At 72.3% G+C, this 16,123-nt stretch carries 20 protein-coding genes; 8 read left to right on the top strand and 12 right to left on the bottom strand.

The window, feature by feature from the left end:
* Window positions 1–99: 99 nt before the first annotated feature.
* Entirely contained in the window at window positions 100–924 is an 825-nt protein-coding gene (locus tag ACFUO4_RS42330) for a helix-turn-helix transcriptional regulator (RefSeq protein WP_079311388.1), read from the bottom strand.
* Window positions 925–1,278: 354 nt separating this feature from the next.
* Between ACFUO4_RS42330 and ACFUO4_RS42325 the strand changes: the two genes are divergently transcribed.
* The gene (locus ACFUO4_RS42325) at window positions 1,279–1,764 is read left to right on the top strand and encodes an ATP-binding protein (protein WP_383495711.1); all 486 of its coding nucleotides are present in this window, start codon (window positions 1,279–1,281) and stop codon (window positions 1,762–1,764) included.
* Between the two features lie 92 nt (window positions 1,765–1,856).
* On the opposite strand, the gene ACFUO4_RS42320 is transcribed toward ACFUO4_RS42325, so the two are convergent.
* From ACFUO4_RS42320 to rpmG, 8 genes are all read right to left on the bottom strand, one after another.
* Window positions 1,857–2,117, bottom strand: coding sequence for a DUF397 domain-containing protein (locus ACFUO4_RS42320; RefSeq protein WP_383495708.1), 261 nt, complete (start codon window positions 2,115–2,117; stop codon window positions 1,857–1,859).
* A 149-nt stretch (window positions 2,118–2,266) separates the two neighbouring features.
* Window positions 2,267–2,728, bottom strand: a complete 462-nt coding sequence (locus ACFUO4_RS42315) for an SRPBCC domain-containing protein (RefSeq protein WP_079311386.1) — start codon at window positions 2,726–2,728, stop codon at window positions 2,267–2,269.
* Window positions 2,725–3,075 carry an ArsR/SmtB family transcription factor gene (locus ACFUO4_RS42310; protein WP_383495704.1) on the bottom strand — a complete coding sequence of 117 codons (351 nt, stop codon included), beginning with the start codon at window positions 3,073–3,075 and terminating at the stop codon, window positions 2,725–2,727. Before ACFUO4_RS42310 ends, ACFUO4_RS42315 begins: the two co-directional genes overlap by 4 nt.
* A gap of 7 nt (window positions 3,076–3,082) precedes the next feature.
* Window positions 3,083–3,457 (bottom strand): VOC family protein, encoded by a 375-nt coding sequence (locus ACFUO4_RS42305; RefSeq protein ID WP_079311384.1) that lies wholly within the window; start codon window positions 3,455–3,457, stop codon window positions 3,083–3,085.
* Window positions 3,458–3,550: 93 nt separating this feature from the next.
* A complete protein-coding gene (gene rpsR, locus ACFUO4_RS42300) occupies window positions 3,551–3,787 on the bottom strand; it encodes a 30S ribosomal protein S18 (RefSeq protein WP_383495701.1) in 237 nt (78 codons plus the stop codon).
* The gene (locus ACFUO4_RS42295) at window positions 3,787–5,010 is read right to left on the bottom strand and encodes a CobW family GTP-binding protein (RefSeq protein WP_383495698.1); all 1,224 of its coding nucleotides are present in this window, start codon (window positions 5,008–5,010) and stop codon (window positions 3,787–3,789) included. Before ACFUO4_RS42295 ends, rpsR begins: the two co-directional genes overlap by 1 nt.
* A complete protein-coding gene (locus ACFUO4_RS42290; RefSeq protein WP_059194015.1) occupies window positions 5,010–5,267 on the bottom strand; it encodes a type B 50S ribosomal protein L31 in 258 nt (85 codons plus the stop codon). Before ACFUO4_RS42290 ends, ACFUO4_RS42295 begins: the two co-directional genes overlap by 1 nt.
* A gap of 8 nt (window positions 5,268–5,275) precedes the next feature.
* Window positions 5,276–5,440: a 50S ribosomal protein L33 gene (gene rpmG, locus ACFUO4_RS42285; protein ID WP_015658813.1), complete on the bottom strand. Its 165-nt coding sequence runs from the start codon at window positions 5,438–5,440 to the stop codon at window positions 5,276–5,278.
* A gap of 63 nt (window positions 5,441–5,503) precedes the next feature.
* Between rpmG and rpmB the strand changes: the two genes are divergently transcribed.
* From rpmB to ACFUO4_RS42265, 4 genes are all read left to right on the top strand, one after another.
* Entirely contained in the window at window positions 5,504–5,740 is a 237-nt protein-coding gene (gene rpmB / locus ACFUO4_RS42280; protein ID WP_079311383.1) for a 50S ribosomal protein L28, read from the top strand.
* Complete coding sequence (gene rpsN, locus ACFUO4_RS42275) at window positions 5,740–6,045, top strand: 30S ribosomal protein S14 (RefSeq protein ID WP_383495693.1); 306 nt, start codon at window positions 5,740–5,742, stop codon at window positions 6,043–6,045. Before rpmB ends, rpsN begins: the two co-directional genes overlap by 1 nt.
* Window positions 6,046–6,107: 62 nt before the next feature.
* Window positions 6,108–6,611: a hypothetical protein gene (locus tag ACFUO4_RS42270; protein WP_383495690.1), complete on the top strand. Its 504-nt coding sequence runs from the start codon at window positions 6,108–6,110 to the stop codon at window positions 6,609–6,611.
* A gap of 118 nt (window positions 6,612–6,729) precedes the next feature.
* Window positions 6,730–7,281: a DUF4232 domain-containing protein gene (locus ACFUO4_RS42265; RefSeq protein WP_383495687.1), complete on the top strand. Its 552-nt coding sequence runs from the start codon at window positions 6,730–6,732 to the stop codon at window positions 7,279–7,281.
* 6 nt (window positions 7,282–7,287) lie between these two features.
* Here ACFUO4_RS42265 and ACFUO4_RS42260 read toward each other — a convergent pair whose 3' ends face one another.
* Window positions 7,288–8,400, bottom strand: a complete 1,113-nt coding sequence (locus ACFUO4_RS42260; RefSeq protein WP_383495684.1) for a DUF2786 domain-containing protein — start codon at window positions 8,398–8,400, stop codon at window positions 7,288–7,290.
* Window positions 8,401–8,465: 65 nt separating this feature from the next.
* Between ACFUO4_RS42260 and ACFUO4_RS42255 the strand changes: the two genes are divergently transcribed.
* From ACFUO4_RS42255 to ACFUO4_RS42245, 3 genes are all read left to right on the top strand, one after another.
* Entirely contained in the window at window positions 8,466–9,092 is a 627-nt protein-coding gene (locus ACFUO4_RS42255; RefSeq protein ID WP_079311380.1) for a LysE family translocator, read from the top strand.
* Window positions 9,093–9,140: 48 nt separating this feature from the next.
* Window positions 9,141–9,875: a Clp protease N-terminal domain-containing protein gene (locus tag ACFUO4_RS42250; RefSeq protein ID WP_079311379.1), complete on the top strand. Its 735-nt coding sequence runs from the start codon at window positions 9,141–9,143 to the stop codon at window positions 9,873–9,875.
* Between the two features lie 171 nt (window positions 9,876–10,046).
* Window positions 10,047–11,717, top strand: a complete 1,671-nt coding sequence (locus tag ACFUO4_RS42245; protein ID WP_383495680.1) for a bifunctional 3'-5' exonuclease/DNA polymerase — start codon at window positions 10,047–10,049, stop codon at window positions 11,715–11,717.
* 10 nt (window positions 11,718–11,727) lie between these two features.
* Here ACFUO4_RS42245 and ACFUO4_RS42240 read toward each other — a convergent pair whose 3' ends face one another.
* Both ACFUO4_RS42240 and ACFUO4_RS42235 read right to left on the bottom strand, forming a co-directional pair.
* Window positions 11,728–14,952 carry a BTAD domain-containing putative transcriptional regulator gene (locus ACFUO4_RS42240; protein WP_383495677.1) on the bottom strand — a complete coding sequence of 1,075 codons (3,225 nt, stop codon included), beginning with the start codon at window positions 14,950–14,952 and terminating at the stop codon, window positions 11,728–11,730.
* 207 nt (window positions 14,953–15,159) lie between these two features.
* Complete coding sequence (locus ACFUO4_RS42235; protein WP_383495674.1) at window positions 15,160–16,065, bottom strand: glycosyltransferase family 2 protein; 906 nt, start codon at window positions 16,063–16,065, stop codon at window positions 15,160–15,162.
* Window positions 16,066–16,123: the final 58 nt, after the last annotated feature.

Below are 16,123 nucleotides of genomic sequence, written 5' to 3'. Positions count from 1 at the left end.
CACTAGCGGACGCGCGATCTGCATCACGGTCTGAGCACACGTCATCGTACGTGCGGGGCCGGCGAGTTGGGGACGGAGAGCGAACTTATGGGGAGAACCCTAAGAAAGCTGGAGGAGACCCCGTAGCAGGTCCCGGCTCTCGTCGGGCCCCGGGCTGTCCTGCTGGAGCTCCTTGAGCGCGGTCTCGTACTGGGCGACGTCCTCGCGCTTGTCCAGGTAGAGGGCGCTGGTGAGCTGCTCCAGATAGACCACGTCGGTGAGGTCGGACTCCGAGAAGCTCAGGATCGTGAACGCGCCGCTCTCGCCCGAGTGCCCGCCGAAGCTGAACGGCATGATCTGCAGCCGGATGTTGGGGTGCTGGGAGATCTCGATGAGGTGCTGGAGCTGGCCCCGCATCACCTCGCGGTCGCCGTAGGGCCGGCGCAGGGCGGCCTCGTCGAGGACGATGTGGAAGTCGGGGGCGTTCTCGGCGACGAGGTACTTCTGCCGCTCCAGGCGCAGCGCCACCCGCTTCTCGATGTCGGCCGTGCTCGCGCCCTTCATGCCGCGCTGTACGACCGCACGTGCATACGCCTCGGTCTGCAGCAGGCCGTGCACGAACTGCACCTCGTACGCGCGGATGAGGTTCGCCGCGCCCTCCAGCCCCACATAGGTGGGGAACCAGCTCGGCAGCACGTCGGAGTAACTGTGCCACCAGCCCGCCACGTTGGCCTCGCGGGCGAGGGAGAGCAGCGACATGCGCTCGGCCTCGTCCGTGATGCCGTACAGCGTCAGGAGGTCCTCGACGTCCCTGGTCTTGAAGCTCACCCGGCCCAACTCCATCCGGCTGATCTTCGACTCGGAGGCGCGGATGGAGTAGCCCGCGGCCTCGCGCGTGATCCCCCGCGCCTCACGCAGTCGCCTGAGTTGTGATCCGAGCAGCATGCGCCGCACCACCGATCCCGGCTCTCCCGCGCTCACGTTCGCCAGCCTCCCCAACCGTCTTCCGGGGCCGAAGTCTGCCACTAAAACACTTCGAGCTGTACTCGTCCGATTACAGAGATGGAAAGAAGCCAAAGATTCCACACAGGAGGTGGCCGCGAGAAGGCAAGAGAGAGGAGGAAGTTGGCGGAAAAAATGCCCAACAAGCGGTACGGCACCATCCAATTCGGTCACGTGCACGTGCATCTGCACCTTGCATCTGCACCACACATCCGAAACCATGGTCCCGCGCAACCGCTGCATCGCAACGACCGCGAGTTCCCGGGAGTGCCTCGCATGGGGATGAATGGATCGACCATGCTCGAGCCGTTACGGCAGGGCCTTCCGCCGCTGGATCCCGCGGCCGTGTCCAACGCCGCCTCCTGCGCCCTGCCCGCCCGCTACGAAGCGGTGCGCGAGGCACGGCAGTTCGCCCGCAGAACGCTCGACCAGTGGGACATCGGCGACCGTTTCGACGACATCTGTCTCGTGGTCTCCGAACTGGTCACCAACGCCCTGCGCCACGGACTGCCGGCCGGCAACGGCCACGCCCCCGCACAGATCCCGCCGGTGCGGCTGCATCTGATGCGCTGGACGGACCGACTGGTGTGCGCGGTGCGCGATCCCAGCCACGACAGCCCGGTGGCGCGCGATTCGGACGACTTCTCGGCGGAATCCGGCCGCGGCCTGTTCCTCGTCGACTCCTTCGCCGACAGCTGGGGCTGGCACCCGCTGGCCGGCTCCCTCAACGGCAAGGTCGTCTGGGCCCTGTTCCTGCTCCAGCCGCGGGAGTCCGCCGAGTGAGCCCCCGCGGCGTTTTTCCGCGCCGGGGTTCTACGCGCGTCACCGCACGTAGGGAGCCGGTCACCCCGGGTTGACCGGGGCGTCCGTCACCCTCAGCCCGCTATCAGGTGGTCGAACTCGCCGTCCTTGACGCCCAGGAGCATCGCCTCGATCTCCGCGCGCGTGTAGACGAGCGCCGGACCGTCGGGGAAGCGCGAGTTGCGCATGGCCACGCCGCCGTCGGGCAGCCGCGCGAACTCGACACAGGAACCCTGCGAGTTGCTGTGCCTGCTCTTCTGCCAGGCCACCCCGCTCAGGTCCGTGGCCGCCATGCCGTTGTACACGTCCATGCCGCGGTACACGTCGTGGTCCACAGGTCGCTCCCCGGTGCTGCGGTGGCCTAGGGGCCAATTGATGCAATGGTCAACTGGTCCGGATCATAGCTCTGTTCACGTGCAGATGCATGAGCAGATGCACGTGCACGCGGGGTGTTCCCGTGGTTACAGATGTGACGCAGGAGCCGCTACATCCGTTCCAGCGCATCCCCCAGAGCCCGCATCACATGCGATCTCCAGCCCCCGTCCATGATCGTCCGGGCCATCAGCTGTGCGGGGTCGTCCGGGTCGAATCCCTCGTGTACTAGAAAGAGACGCGTTCCGCGCCCTTCCTGTTCCAACCTCCATGTGATGGTCCAGTCGGCGGAGTTGGCGGGATCGGTGTCGGTCCAGCGGACGCTCAGCATCCGTTCCGGCTGAAAACCGAGAACCTCCACGTCGACGGTGCCGGAGAAGCGGGTGTTGGGACGCGGGACGGAGGTCATGGTGTACCGGTGACCGACCTCGAGACGGAACGCCTCGGTGCCTTGCATCTGCCACTGCACGAGCAACGCGGGCTCGGTGAGGGCACGCCACACCTTGGCGGGCGGGTGCGGGAAGAACTGGTCGACGCGGATGACGGTGAGGTCGTCGTCAGGGGTGGCGTTCATGTCGCGTCATCGTCGGGCATGCGGCCGAGCAGCTCGCCCAGGCCCTTCAGCCGGTCGCGCCAGAACCGCTCGTACGGGTGGAGCCAGTCCTGCACCTCGGCCAGCGGGGCCGCCTCCAGGCGGTAGATGCGCTGCCGGCCGGAGCGCTGCTCGGAGACGAGGCCGGCGTCGCGGAGCACCTTGAGGTGCTCGGAGAGGCTCGGGCGGGCCATGTCGAAGTGGGCGGCGAGGGCCTGCACGGGCTGCGGGCCGCCGTCGCGCAGGAGGCGCAGCACCTCGCGGCGCACGGAGTTGGCGAGCGCGGCGAAGACGCGGTCGTTCGCGGCGGCGGTACCCGTCCCGTTCATGGCGAGGTCAGAAGCCTTCCTTCTCCGTCAGCAGCATCAGACCGTTGCCGTCGGGGTCCGTGAAGGCGGCCATCCGGCCCCAGGGGAGCTCGTCGGGACCCTGCACGGACACGCCGGCCTCGGCGAGGCGCGCGCAGTCGGCGTCGACATCGGTCGTCACCAACATGATCCCCCGGGCCGATCCGGGCTCGAAGCCGCCCATCCCGGGGCCGGAGAGCGTGAAGACGGTCTGCGCGCCCTCGGGGGCGACCTGGAGCCAGCGGCCCTGGGGCATGTCCCGGTCGACGGTGACCGCCATGCCGAGGACGTCGGTGTAGAAGCGCAGGGCGCGGTCCTGGTCGGCGACGGGGAGGGTGACGAAGGAAGCGTGGGTGATGGTCATGCGGAACAGGATAGGTAGGCGATTCCCTACGCGTCAAACGTAGGGAATCGCCTACCTATAGCCGTTCACCTGGTGCTGGACACCCGTAGCTGCTTACTTGGCGCTGGAGTAGGGCAGCAGGGCCATCTCCCGCGCGTTCTTGACGGCGCGGGCCAGCTGTCGCTGCTGCTGGGCCGTGACGCGGGTGACGCGGCGGCTGCGGATCTTGCCGCGGTCGGAGATGAACTTCCGCAGCAGGTCGGTGTCCTTGTAGTCGATGTAGGTGATCCCGGCGGCGTCCAGCGGGTTGGGCCGGGACTTGAGGGGCTTGCGGTCGCTCTGACGAGGCATCAGACCTCCAGGAGGGTGTCGAAGGCGGGCGGCAACTGCTTCCAGGCGCTGCGGCCCGCGGCGTACTCGGCGTCGGTCAACAGGCAGGACTCCAGCAGCCGTTCGAGTCCGTCGCGGTCGAGGGCGGGGGACGTGAAGACGAGGTGCTGGCAGCAGTCGCCGTGCTCGGGGTGCCAGTCCAGCGCGGCGGCGGCGCGACGCACCGGCGGGACCATGTCCCAGGCCGCATCGGGGAGGGAGGCGAGCCAGGGCCCGGCGCTCTCCACGCACAGCGCGCCCCCGGCCGCGTCCCAGTGCAGGAGGGTGTCCGGCCGGTCCGCCAGCCAGAACCGGCCGCGGCTGCGGGCGGCGGCACAGGTGATGTCCTCCAGCGCCTCGTACAGCCGCTCCGGATGGAAGGGCCGATCCCGGTGCCACACGAGGGTGGACACGCCGTGGGCGTCGGCCTCGGCGGGCAGCAGGGCGCAGGCGGGGTGCTGGGCCGCGGCGGCGGCCTCGACGTCGAAACCGGCGAGGGCGGCCCGGGCGAGGGGGGAGAGGGGGTGCGGAACGGGAGCAGGGGCGGCGGGGCTGCCCGGGGCCGGCACCTCCAGTGCCCCGCCCGCCGCGGAAGGCGCCGCGCCCGCCGGGTCGCCGGGGCCGATCGGGACCTGGCGGGCCGTCGGGTGGAGCTGGGTGAGCAGCTCCCGGTCCTCGTCGTCGGCCTCCTCCGAGTCGGCCACGGCGAGGACGGGGGCGTACTCCAGCTGGCGGGCGAAGGTGTCGGCGATCGTGCGCTGGTCGGTCGCGGCCGCGGCGAGGCCGCGCTCGGCGAGGTCGTCGCCGTTGCCCAGGTAGGGCAGGACCAGTGCCGGGTCCACGGCGGTGATCACACCGGTGACCGTGAGGCCGCCGGCGGTCACCACCTCCGCCATGGCCTTGGGCTCGACGGAGTCCCACAGCTCGACGACCGCGAGCCGCGTCGTCCCGTCGTCCGCGAGCCGCCGCAGCTCGGGCACGAGGTCTTCCCGCAGCGCACAGCACGCACAGTCGTTGACCAGGGGCGTCTCCCCGGCGGACAGCAGGCCGGAGGCGTCCCGCACGGTCCGCACCACCGTGCCCGCCGCGGCCGTCGCCAGGTCGTGGTGGAGTACGACGCTGCCGGGCACATCGGCGAGGAGCCGCTCGACGGCCGCCTTACGGGCGTCGGCGTGCAGCCCGCCGACGATCACGACCGAGAGCATCAGCCCCGCTCCCCCGGCCGGCCGTAGCGCCGCTCGAACCGCTCCACGCGCCCCGCGGTGTCCAGGACGCGCGCGGTGCCGGTGTAGAAGGGGTGGCTGACGTTCGAGATCTCGACGTCCACGACCGGGTAGGTGTTGCCGTCCTCCCACTCGACCGTCTTCTCGCTCGTCATCGTCGAGCGGGTGAGGAAGGCGTAGTCAGCGGCGCGGTCCCGGAAGACGACGGGCCCGTACGCCGGATGGATGTCCTTGCGCATGGCGGCGGTCAGCGCTCCTCTCGGAAGTCGACGTGGCGGCCGGCGACCGGGTCGTACTTGCGCAGCGTCATACGGTCCGGATCGTTGCGGCGGTTCTTGCGGGTGACATAGGTGAAGCCGGTCCCGGCCGTGGACCGGAGCTTGATGACCGGGCGGAGTTCGTTGCGAGCCATGCCGTGTATCTTACTGAAAATGAATTCCATTTACACAACTGCTTCGAGAGAGGTGCGTCACCCGTGTCCGCCCACTGCATGCTGACCGGCGCCCGGCCCGGCTTCGGCAACCGCATCTCCCACTCCCACCGGCGCACCTCGCGCCGCTTCGACCCCAACATCCAGTCCAAGCGGTACTGGCTGCCCAGCGAGGGGCGGTACGTCCGGCTGCGGCTGAGCGCGAAGGGGATCAAGACCGTCGACACGATCGGCGTCGAGGCGGCCGTGGCGCGCATCCGCGCCCGGGGAGTGAGGATCTGATGGCCAAGAAGAGCAAGATCGCGAAGAACGAGCAGCGGCAGGAGATCGTCGCCCGGTACGCCGAGCGGCGGGCCGAGCTCAAGGAGATCATCCGGCGGCCATCCTCGACGGACGCCGAACGGCAGGCCGCCCAGCGGGAGTTGGGCCGGCAGCCGCGGGACGCCAGCGCCACCCGGGTACGCAACCGCGACCAGGTGGACGGGCGGCCGCGCGGCTACTTCCGGGCCTTCGGGCTGTCCCGGGTGAGCCTGCGGGAGCAGGCGCATGCCGGGTACCTTCCGGGGGTCCGCAAGTCGTCCTGGTAGCTTGCTGCGGTCGTAGCGTCGCCGCTGACGTGGCGTCGCCCGCCCTCCGCTAGGGAGCTTCCATGAGTTCGGCTTCGGCTTCGGCTTCGGTGAACGTCTCGCGCATCGCGACGGCCGCGGCCTTGGCGCTGGCGGGCGCCCTTGTGCTGGGTGCGTGCAGCTCGGACGGCGGGTCCGACTCCGACGACGCCACCCCGAGCGTGAGCGCGTCCGTCAGCGGGCCGGCCTCCTCGTCCGGCTCCTCGGCCCCCTCCGACGACCTGGCCGGCAGCTGGCTCACCACCGCCAAGGGCAAGGCCGTCGTCCTGATGGTCAACGGCACCGAGGCGGGGCTGTTCGCGACCGGCGGGACCGTGTGCAGCGGGACCGCGGGTGAGGAGTCCGGCATGCAGATGATCCACCTCAAGTGCACGGACGGCAGCAAGGACCGGGCGACCGGGATGGTCGACTCCGTCGACAAGACCACCCTCAAGGTGACGTGGGAGGGTGGTCTTGGCGCGGAGACGTACACCAAGGCCGAGGGCGGCAAGCTGCCGTCGGGCCTGCCTACGGCGAGCCTGGGCTGACGTAGCCGGCGTAGGGGCGGTTCGGCGGGGGCGGGCAACCGTTGCCCGGGCTCGTGCGTGATGATCCATGCACGAGCCTCAGCGGCACCAGGCCGCCCGGAGCATCCAAGGACCCACCATGCGCGCCCTCCCCCTCGCCGCCGCCACCCTCGCCGCGGCCTTCCTGCTGACCGCCTGTTCCGACGACAACGGCGGCAAGGACACCGGCACCGGCGCCTCCGCCTCGGCTTCCGCCTCCGCCAAGTCCGGCGGTGCCTGCGCCCTGGACGAACTGGGCGTGCAGGTCGGTCCCGCCAACGCCGCCCCGGCCGCCGGCGACACCGGCAACGTGCCCGTGACGCTCACCAACAAGAGCGGCGCCAAGTGCACCCTGGACAGCCTTCCCGGGGTGGACCTCATCGCCGGCGGCAACTCGGTGACCGTGGAGGCCGATCCCGCCGTCACGGCCCGGAAGACGTCCCTCGCCCAGGGCGCCTCGGTCGTCTTCACCCTCACCTACGTCCGGGGCGAGAAGGGCGACCGGAGCCTCGCCGTGACGAGCGGGGAGTTCTCCCTGCCGGGGTCCACCAAGACGTACCCCTTCAAGTGGACGTACGGCGATGTCGCGCTGAAGAAGGACGGCGAGACGCCGGACGCCGCGGTGGCCGGCTTCCAGGAGGCCGGCGAGTGACCCGGCTCAGCTGAGGGGCTTGCGGGACTTCACCTGCGCCTGGTCCGCCGCCTCGGCGCCCTGCACCCAGCCCGCCTCGTCGGTGACACCGCGCAGGCGGGTCGTGGTGGTCTGCGGGAACATGCGGTCGACGCGGTCGGTGACGGCGACCTCGCGGGTGGCCAGGACCGGGAGCAGGTCGTCGCCGACCTGGGTCTCGGCGGCGGCGCGCAGCCGGTCGCCGACGCGATGGGCGTAGGCCGCGAGGAAGGACTGCCGGAAGGTCTTGGTCCGCTTGCGGCCACCGGCCCGCTGGGCGGCCTCCGCCTTCGTCATCGCGGTCGTGGCCTGCACCAGGAGCGAGGTGTAGAGCAGCTCGACGGCGTCGAGGTCGGGGCCGAAGCCGACCACCGTGGAGAACGCGAACGCCTCGTTCCAGACGGCCCGGCAGTGGTTCGCCGTCGCCACCGCGTCCAGCAGCACCGCCTTGGCCTGCTCGTACGGCGGCTCGACCCCGATCCGGCAGGCGCCCGGGCTGTCGTGCGCCGGCGCCTGCGCGTCCAGCAGGGCCTCGTCGACACTGTGCCGCGCCATCAGCTCCTGCGCCTTGGCGGTGAGCGCCTCCGCCTCGTCCGGGTAGCCGGTCGCCTCCGCCTTGGCGAGCAGCGCGCGGATCCGGGTGAGCATGCGGGGCTCGGCGGAGGAGTGCCGGGTGACGGGCTCCTCGAGGGGTTCGAGGGCGGGCAGCCGCAGCAGCAGGCGGTACAGCTCCAGGACCGTGGTGGCGTGCGAGAAGCGGTCGGTGCGGGGTGCGGGCTCGGCGGGCAGTCCGGCCAACTGGGCCGCCCACCGGGGGCCGCGCGCCCGGTCGTCGGGCGCCTGCGCGCGGATCAGCGCCGACAGCAGGCGCAGGTGTACGTCGTCCAGTTCGCGCCGCACCAGTCGTACGACGTCGGCGGGCTGCCAGCCGCGGCGCCAGGCGGCCGCGACGAACTCCCTCCCCCGGCGTTCGAGTTCGGCGTCGGCCTCCGCGTCGGCGGCGAGGAGGGAGGCGGCCGTGTCGAGGGCGGAGTCGGCGTCGGTGTAGAGGGCGGCCTCGAAGGCGCGGTCGACGGTGCCGGGGGCGCTGCTGCTGGTCACGGGGCGATCGTCTCACTCCCCGAAAATCGGGTGCCGTGGGCCATGGGGGCTTCGAGCATGGCCGCATGGTGGACATGTCTCTCTACGCGGCCTTCCTCGTGGCCGCTTTCGCGCTCTGTGTGACTCCGGGTCCCGACATGATGTTCATCGTGGCGATGGGCGGCCGGGGCGGGCCGTCGGCGGGGGTGATGGCGGCCTTCGGGGTGGCCTGCGCGATGTTCGTGCACACGGTCGCCGCGGCGCTCGGGCTGTCGGCGCTGTTCCTGGCGCTGCCGACGCTGTACCACGTGCTGCGCTGGGCGGGCGCGGCCTATCTGCTGTACCTCGCGGTGAAGGCGTTCCGGGACCGTTCGGTGCCGGGTGAGGGGACGGCGGCGGGGCCGGGGATGCGGCGGGCGTTCTGGCAGGGCGCCGTGACCAATCTGCTGAACCCCAAGGTGATCCTCTTCAACGTGGCGTTCCTGCCCCAGTTCGTGGCGCCCGAGAAGGGTCATGTGTGGGAGCAGTTCCTGGTGCTCGGGCTCTCGATCACGGTGATGGGGTTCGCGGTGGACGGTTCGATCGGGCTGCTCTCCGGGAAGCTGTCGGCGCTGCTGCGGCGGAGCCGGCGCGTGGCGCGCGGGCTCAACGTCTTCAGCGGGACGGTGTTCACGGGGCTGGCGGTGCGGTTGGCCGTATCGGCACCGAAGTAGTGTCAACTCAGGGTTGACACCCCATGACTGTCAACCTACGGTTGACACATGACGACGAACCCCATCATCACGTCATCCGTACGCCTCGACGACCTCATCGCGGCCATCAAGAAGGTCCACGCGGAGCCCCTCGAACAGCTCGAGGACGCGGTGATCGCCGCCGATCACCTCGGTGAGGTCGCCGACCATCTGATCGGCCACTTCGTGGACCAGGCCCGTCGCTCGGGCGCCTCCTGGACGGACATCGGCAAGAGCATGGGGGTGACCCGGCAGGCGGCGCAGAAGCGGTTCGTGCCCAAGGAGGGCGGGGACGCCGGAGCCAACCAGGACTTCAGCCGGTACACCCCGCGCGCGCGGAACGTGGTGATGGCCGCCCACAACGAGGCGGTCGCCGCCCGCAACGCCGAGGGCCGCCCCGAGCACCTGGTCCTCGGCCTACTGGCGGAACCGGAGGGGCTGGCCGCGAAGGCGGTCCTCGCGCAGGACGTCCTCCTCGACACCGTCCGCCAGGCCGCCACCGCCGCGCTCCCGCCGGCCGCGGAGAACCCCCCGGAGCTGGTGCCGTACGGCGCCGACGCCAAGAAGGTCCTGGAACTCACCTTCCGCGAGGCCCTGCGCCTGGGCCACAACTACGTCGGCACCGAGCACCTGCTGCTGGCGCTGCTGGAGTTCGAGAACGGCCAGGGCCTGCTGTCCGAGCTCGGCATCACGAAGGAGGCGACGGAGGCGAACATCGCGGCCGCGCTGTCGGAGGTCACGGGGAAGGGCGGGGGGCAGGCCTGACCGAGGGTCCGGGCAGGGTGTCATCAGCAGGGCCCTCCGAAGGGCAGGCCGGATCGAGGGCCTCGGCCGGATGTCGTCAGCAGGGCCCTCCGAGGGGCAGGCCTGGCCGAGGGCCTCGGGCGGGTGTCGTCAGCAGGGGCGTTGTCAGACCCTCCTGCGACACTCGCCCTCATGACCGACCGCTGGGCGCTCGCTCCGGCCGAGGGCGGTGGCGCGGAGGTCGCCCCCCTCGGTGACGACGGGCTGCCCGTCGGGCCCGTGCTGCGGGAGGCGGACCTCGCGGCGGCCGTGCGGAAGCGCCCGGAGGTCACGCGGTGGGTCTGGCGGTCCACCGCCGAGGTGTATCCGAGGCTGCTCGCCACGGGGGTGCGGGTGGAGCGGTGCTACGACATCGAGGACGCCGAGACCCTGCTGCTCGGCCATGCCGGCCGGTACGGCGAGCCCCGGTCGGCCGCCGCCGCGCTCGCCCGGCTGCGCGGCGGCCCCGTACCGCCCGACCCGCCGCTGCGCTCCGCCGAACCGGGCTCCCAGTCCTCCCTCTTCGAGCCCCAGGCCGTCCACCTCCCCCTCACCGACCTCCTGGAGGTCTACGCCGACCAGCTGCGCCGCCAGGACGCCACCGCGCACCCCGACCGGATGCGGCTGCTGATCACCGCCGAGTCGGCCGGGATGCTGGTGGCCGCCGAGATGAACCGCGCCGGGCTGCCGTGGAGCGCCGACGTCCACCGGACCGTGCTGCACGAGCTGCTGGGCGACCGCTATGCGGGTGGCGGTGAGCCCCGGCGGCTCGCCGAGCTCGCCGACGAGGTGTCCGCCGCCTTCGGCCGCCGGGTCCGGCCCGACCTGCCCGCCGACGTCGTCAAGGCCTTCGCGCAGGCCGGCATCAAGGTCTCCTCCACTCGCCGCTGGGAGCTGGAGACCGTCGACCATCCGGCCGTGAAGCCCCTCATCGAGTACAAGAAGCTGTACCGCATCTGGGTCGCCCACGGCTGGTCCTGGCTCCAGGACTGGGTGCGGGATGGCCGCTTCCGCCCGGAGTTCCTCTGCCACGGAACGGTCACCGGCCGCTGGGTCACCAACGGCGGCGGCGCCCTGCAGATCCCCAAGGTGATACGCCGCGCGGTCGTCGCCGACCCCGGCTGGCGGCTGGTCGTCGCCGACGCCGACCAGATGGAACCGCGCGTGCTCGCCGCGATCTCCCGCGACCCCGGCCTGATGGAGGTGGCCGGCCGGGAGAGCGACCTCTACCAGTCCGTCTCCGACCGCGCCTTCTCCGGCGACCGCGACCAGGCGAAGATCGCGGTGCTGGGCGCCGTGTACGGCCAGACCTCCGGGGACGGCCTGAAGAACCTGGCCGCGCTGCGCCGCCGCTTCCCCAAGGCGGTGGCGTACGTCGACGAGGCGGCCCGCGCGGGAGAGGAGGGGCGGCTCGTACGGACCTGGCTCGGCCGCACCTGCCCACCCGCGGCCGGCTCGGGCGAGGACAGCGCCGAGGAGGCCGGCATTCCCCAGGAGGCCGACGGATGGGTACCGGGCTACGCGTCGACCAACGCCCGCGCCCGGGGCCGGTTCGCCCGTAACTTCGTCGTCCAGGGCAGCGCCGCCGACTGGACCCTGCTGCTGCTCGCGGCCCTGCGGCGGACCTGCGCGGACATGGCGGCCGAGCTGGTCTTCTTCCAGCACGACGAGGTGATCGTGCACTGCCCCGAGGAGGAGGCCGAGCGGGTCGTCGCCGCGATCCGGGAGGCGGCGGCGCTGGCCGCCCGGCTGACGTTCGGGGAGACGCCGGTGCGGTTCCCGTTCACGACGTCGGTGGTGGAGTGCTATGCGGACGCCAAGTAGGGGCGCGGGGTCAGCTGTCGAGCAGCTCCCTGAGTTCGGCCAGGACCTCTTTCTTGTCCGTGCCGTCCAGCGCGGCCAGCGCGACGCGCCACTGCTCCCGCGCCTCCGCCGGCCGCCCCGCCTTCCGCAGCAGCAGCCCGTACTGGTGACGGGCGAGACCACCGGTGTACCCGTCGGCGCGGGCGTCCGCGCGGCGCAGCAGCTCGGCACACTCGCTCTCGCACACCCCGTCCCGGCCGAGCAGCCGCAGCGCGCGCACCAGCCCGAGCCGGGACTGGGACTCCCCGTGCCAGTCGCTGTGCCCGCCGAGCATGCTCAGGCTCTCCTCGAAGTGCGGTACGGCGGCGGCCGGTTCGTCGAGGGCGAGATACGCGTAGCCGATGTTGCAGAGCGCGGAGTGCGCCACGATGACGTTGCCGATCTCGTTGCCGATCGCGAGCGAGCGCCGGTGGTACTCGATGGCGGCCCGCGGATCGGTGTGCTCGTAGAGGTTGCCGAGATGGCCGTACGCCACCGCGTCGCCCCACGGGTCGTCCAGCTGCGGTGAGAGTTCCAGGCACTGGAGCAGCGCCTGCTCGCACTCGGCGTACCGGCCGAGGCTCTCCAGCAGCAGGCCCTGGTTGCCGAGGCAGCGCCGGACCCGCGAGATCATGCCGAGCCGCCGCCACAGGGCGGTGGCCTGTTCCATGAAGGCGAGGGACTCGCCGTAGTGGCCCGCGAGGAAGTGCATCCCGGCGAGGTCGCTCAGCGCGTACGCCTCGGCCACCTCGTCGCCCAGGCGGCGCGCCAGCTCGAGCGCGACCTGCCCGAGCACCTCCATCTCGGAGACCCGGCCGCCGCGTTGGAGGCAGGGGAAGATCAGCCGCAGCAGCGTGGAGACGTGGGCGGCGGTGCGCTCGTCGGAGGCGTCCGCGTAGCGCTCGGCGAGCGCGACGATGTTCTCCAGCTCCGCGATGCTCCAGGCGAAGGCCTCCTCGGAGCCCGCGAAGGGCGGCACGGACCGGACGTGCGCGGTGTGTTCGGGGGGTTGTGTCGGGGTCGGGCGACGCCGGTCCTCCTGGTCGAAGCCGGGCTGGACGGTCTCGGTGAGGACGCGTTCGGCGACGGCCGTGTACCAGCGCACGCCGGTGCGGGCGACGTCGGCGGCCTGTCCGCTGCCGGCGAGTTCGCGGGCGAAGTCGCGGACCAGGTCGTGCGGGGCGTAGCGGCCGTACGCCGTCTCCTCCAGCAGTGCCACGTCGACGAGCCGGTCCAGCGCCTCCTCCGCGCGGTCGCTGTCGGTGCCGAGGAGCCGGGCGACGAGCGGGGCGCCGTACGTGGGCAGGTCCAGGGCGCCCAGGCGGCGCAGCGCGAGGGCGGCGTCGCGGTCGGAACGGCGGCCCGAGGCGGCGAGCGCGTCGTGGGCGACGGCCAGGGAACGGCGTACGGACAGGTCGTCGTACTCCAGCCGCTGCAACCTGCTCTCCGTGGCGGCGAGTTGGTCGGCGAGCACGTCCGGGGTGAGGGCGCGGCGGGCGGCCAGGCGGGCGCCGACGATGCGCAGGGCGAGGGGGAGGCGGCCGGTGAGTTCGACGAGGGGGTGGGTGGCGTCGATGAGGTCGCCATCGGAGCCGGGGTCGGCGCCGGGGTCGCGGCCCGAAGCCGCCCGCAGCAGTGCCGCGCTCTCCTCCGCCGACAGGGGTTCGAGCGGGAAGCGGCGGGCGCCGTCGAGCGCGGCCAGCGGGGAGCGGCTGGTGACGATCACGGCGCAGCCGGGGCCGGCCGGCAGCAACCGCCGTACCTGCGCGGCGTTCTCGGCGTCGTCCAGCACCATCAGGGTGCGGGTCGGGGCGAGCATCGAGCGCAGCAACGCGGCGGCCGCGTCGGGGTGTTCGGGGAGGGAACGGGGGTCGGCACCGAGGTCCCGCAGCAGCGCGGTGAGCGCCTGGGCCGAGGTGAGGGGGGTCATGCCGGGGGTGGCGCCGTGCAGGTTGACGTACAGCTGCCCGTCGGGGAAGCGGTCCCGCAGGGCGTGTGCCGTGTGCAGGGCGAGAGCGCTCTTGCCGACACCGGCCGTGCCGCTGATGACGGCGACGGGGGTGTGGTGGCCGCCCGGGAGGGCGACGTCGGGGACGAGGGTCCGGCGCAGGTCGTCGAGGTGGGTGGTGCGGCCGGTGAAGTGGGGTGGGGGTGGGGGGAGTTGGGCGGGACGGGGTGGGGGTGGGGTGGGTGGGGGCTCGGGGGCGGGTTCGGGGGCGGGGTTCGCTGCCGGGCGGGCTTCGGTCGCGGCACGGGCGGAGGATGCCGCGACGGCCGTCGAACCGGCGGATACGGCTGACGGAGCGTCGGAGGCGGCCGTCCCGGCCTCGGCACCAGCCGGCGTCTCCGACGCCGTCACCACCCCAGCACCCTCGGCCCCCGGCGCCCGCAGCACCTCCACATGCGCCTCCCGCACCCCCGCCCCCGGCTCCACGCCGAGTTCCTCGATGAGGCGGCTGCGCAGGTCGCGGTGGACGGCGAGGGCCTCGGCCTGGCGGCCCGTGCGGTGGAGGGCCAGCATCAGCTGGCGGTGGAAGGCCTCGCGCAGCGGATGTTCGGCGGCGAGCGCGGTCAACTCCGGCACGACGGCGTCGAGTCGACCGCTGCCGACGGCGAGCTCGGCGTCGTACCGCCACTCCAGGAGCAGCAGCCGGGCCTCCCCCAGCCGCTGCACGAAGGCGTATCCGCCCAGCTCGGACGGCAGCCCGGCGAGCGGAGTGCCGCGCCACAGGGTGAGCGCCGCGGTGCTCGCGCGCAGGGTGCGCTCCCAGTCCCGTCCGGCGTGCGCGGCGCGGGCCTCGGCGGTCAGGGACTCGAAGACGTGGACGTCGAGTTCGCCCTGTTCGACGCGGAGCAGATAGCCGGGCGGCACGGCCCGCAGCCGGTCGGGGTCGTCGAGCAGCCGGCGCAGCCGGGTGACGTGGTTGTGCAGGGACGCCTGCGCGGAGGCGGGCGGCGACCCGCCCCACAGGGCGTCCTTGAGGGCGTCGACGGAGACGGTACGGTCGGCCTCCAGCAGCAGCGCGGCCAGTAGGACCCGCACCTTGGGGCTGCTCACGACCCGGGCGACGGGGCCCTCGGTGTCGGCGCCGACCTCGGCACCGGCGTCGTACAGGACCGGCGGACCCAGGAGTCCGAAGCGCAGCTCGCACCGCTTCACACCGACCCACTGCCTTCCGACGCGCTGTACCTGGCGAAATCTCGCCGTTGACCACATGTTAGCGATCCGTTGGTGACGCCTGATGTGATCATTCCATCGGATCTGGCCCGAGGGTGCGCGCGTCTGACGCGTTACTCGGGGGAGTGTCGCCGTCGCGGCCGGATCCGGGGAAGTGACAGGGCCCCGGTCGTCGGAGGTGAACGACCGGGGTCCTCGTCCGTGCACCGAGCCCCGACTCAGCCGGCAGGTGGTCGCCCAGGCGGGTCAGATGACGGGCGGGCGCCCCAGTCGGGTCAGTCGCCACACCGTCCGCCAGCGCATCGGCCGCCGCTCCCCCGCCGACTCCCGCAGCCCCTCCGCGAACCCGCCGAACCAGGCCCGCAGCCCGGCCCCGGACCGGTTCCGTACGACGGTCAGCAGCATCCACACGCCGAGGTGGACCGGGATCAGCGGCAGCGGCAGTCGGCGCCGGGCCAGCCAGACCCGGTTGCGGGCGTTGACCCGGTAGTAGACGGCGTGCCGGGCGGGCGAGGTCTTCGGGTGCTGGAGCAGCAGCTCGGGGGCGTACAGGATGCGCCAGCCGGCGTCGGCGGCCCGCCACGCCAGGTCGGACTCCTCGTGCGCGAAGAAGAACCGCGCGGGCCAGTCCCCGATCTCGTCGAGCATGGCCATCCGGAAGCCGTGTCCGCCGCCGAGGAAGCCGGTGACGTACCCACCGCGCAGCGGGTCGGCGGAGCCGAGGCGGGGCACGTGGCGCTGCTGGGTCTCGCCGTGCTCGTCGGCGATCCGGAAGCCGACGATGCCGAGCCGGTCGTCGGCCGCGAACAGCTCGCCGACCCGCCGCAGCACGTCGGCGTCGACGAGCAGCCCGTCGTCGTCCAGCTCGACGACGACGTCGACGTCCCCGAACTCCCGCAGCCGGGCGAGCCCCACGTTGCGCCCGCCGGGGCAGCCGAGGTTCTCCTCCAGCTCCACGACGGTGACCTCGCCGGGCAGGGACAGCCGCTCGGCGAACTCCGGCAGCCGGCAGCCGTTGCCGACGATCACGATCCGGGTGGGCGGGACGTCCTGCTTGGCCACGGACTCCAGCAGGGCGTCGACCTCTGCGGGCCGGTTCCCCATGGTCACGACGGCCACGGCGACGCGCGGCGCCCGCGCGGTCTCCTCCATGCCCTCACCTCATCCCGGCCGGCCGGCTCGATGTTCAAGTACCGCCGCGATGCTAGTG

The organism is Streptomyces sp. NPDC057280 (assembly GCF_042668605.1).
Classification (GTDB): domain Bacteria; phylum Actinomycetota; class Actinomycetes; order Streptomycetales; family Streptomycetaceae; genus Streptomyces.
This window is presented reverse-complemented; position numbering and strand designations above follow the sequence as displayed.

Excerpts from the sequence above, each read along its gene's own strand:
- ACFUO4_RS42250 (WP_079311379.1), top strand. The coding sequence starts at position 9,141 with ATGACGACGAACCCCATCATCACGTCATCCGTACGCCTCGACGACCTC.
- ACFUO4_RS42235 (WP_383495674.1), bottom strand. The coding sequence starts at position 16,065 with ATGGAGGAGACCGCGCGGGCGCCGCGCGTCGCCGTGGCCGTCGTGACC.
- ACFUO4_RS42270 (WP_383495690.1), top strand. The coding sequence starts at position 6,108 with ATGAGTTCGGCTTCGGCTTCGGCTTCGGTGAACGTCTCGCGCATCGCG.
- ACFUO4_RS42315 (WP_079311386.1), bottom strand. The coding sequence starts at position 2,728 with ATGAACGCCACCCCTGACGACGACCTCACCGTCATCCGCGTCGACCAG.
- rpsN (WP_383495693.1), top strand. The coding sequence starts at position 5,740 with ATGGCCAAGAAGAGCAAGATCGCGAAGAACGAGCAGCGGCAGGAGATC.
- ACFUO4_RS42330 (WP_079311388.1), bottom strand. The coding sequence starts at position 924 with ATGCTGCTCGGATCACAACTCAGGCGACTGCGTGAGGCGCGGGGGATC.
- ACFUO4_RS42245 (WP_383495680.1), top strand. The coding sequence starts at position 10,047 with ATGACCGACCGCTGGGCGCTCGCTCCGGCCGAGGGCGGTGGCGCGGAG.
- ACFUO4_RS42310 (WP_383495704.1), bottom strand. The coding sequence starts at position 3,075 with ATGAACGGGACGGGTACCGCCGCCGCGAACGACCGCGTCTTCGCCGCG.
- ACFUO4_RS42240 (WP_383495677.1), bottom strand. The coding sequence starts at position 14,952 with ATGTGGTCAACGGCGAGATTTCGCCAGGTACAGCGCGTCGGAAGGCAG.
- ACFUO4_RS42255 (WP_079311380.1), top strand. The coding sequence starts at position 8,466 with ATGGTGGACATGTCTCTCTACGCGGCCTTCCTCGTGGCCGCTTTCGCG.
- ACFUO4_RS42295 (WP_383495698.1), bottom strand. The coding sequence starts at position 5,010 with ATGCTCTCGGTCGTGATCGTCGGCGGGCTGCACGCCGACGCCCGTAAG.
- rpsR (WP_383495701.1), bottom strand. The coding sequence starts at position 3,787 with ATGCCTCGTCAGAGCGACCGCAAGCCCCTCAAGTCCCGGCCCAACCCG.
- ACFUO4_RS42325 (WP_383495711.1), top strand. The coding sequence starts at position 1,279 with ATGCTCGAGCCGTTACGGCAGGGCCTTCCGCCGCTGGATCCCGCGGCC.
- ACFUO4_RS42265 (WP_383495687.1), top strand. The coding sequence starts at position 6,730 with ATGCGCGCCCTCCCCCTCGCCGCCGCCACCCTCGCCGCGGCCTTCCTG.
- ACFUO4_RS42305 (WP_079311384.1), bottom strand. The coding sequence starts at position 3,457 with ATGACCATCACCCACGCTTCCTTCGTCACCCTCCCCGTCGCCGACCAG.
- ACFUO4_RS42290 (WP_059194015.1), bottom strand. The coding sequence starts at position 5,267 with ATGCGCAAGGACATCCATCCGGCGTACGGGCCCGTCGTCTTCCGGGAC.
- rpmG (WP_015658813.1), bottom strand. The coding sequence starts at position 5,440 with ATGGCTCGCAACGAACTCCGCCCGGTCATCAAGCTCCGGTCCACGGCC.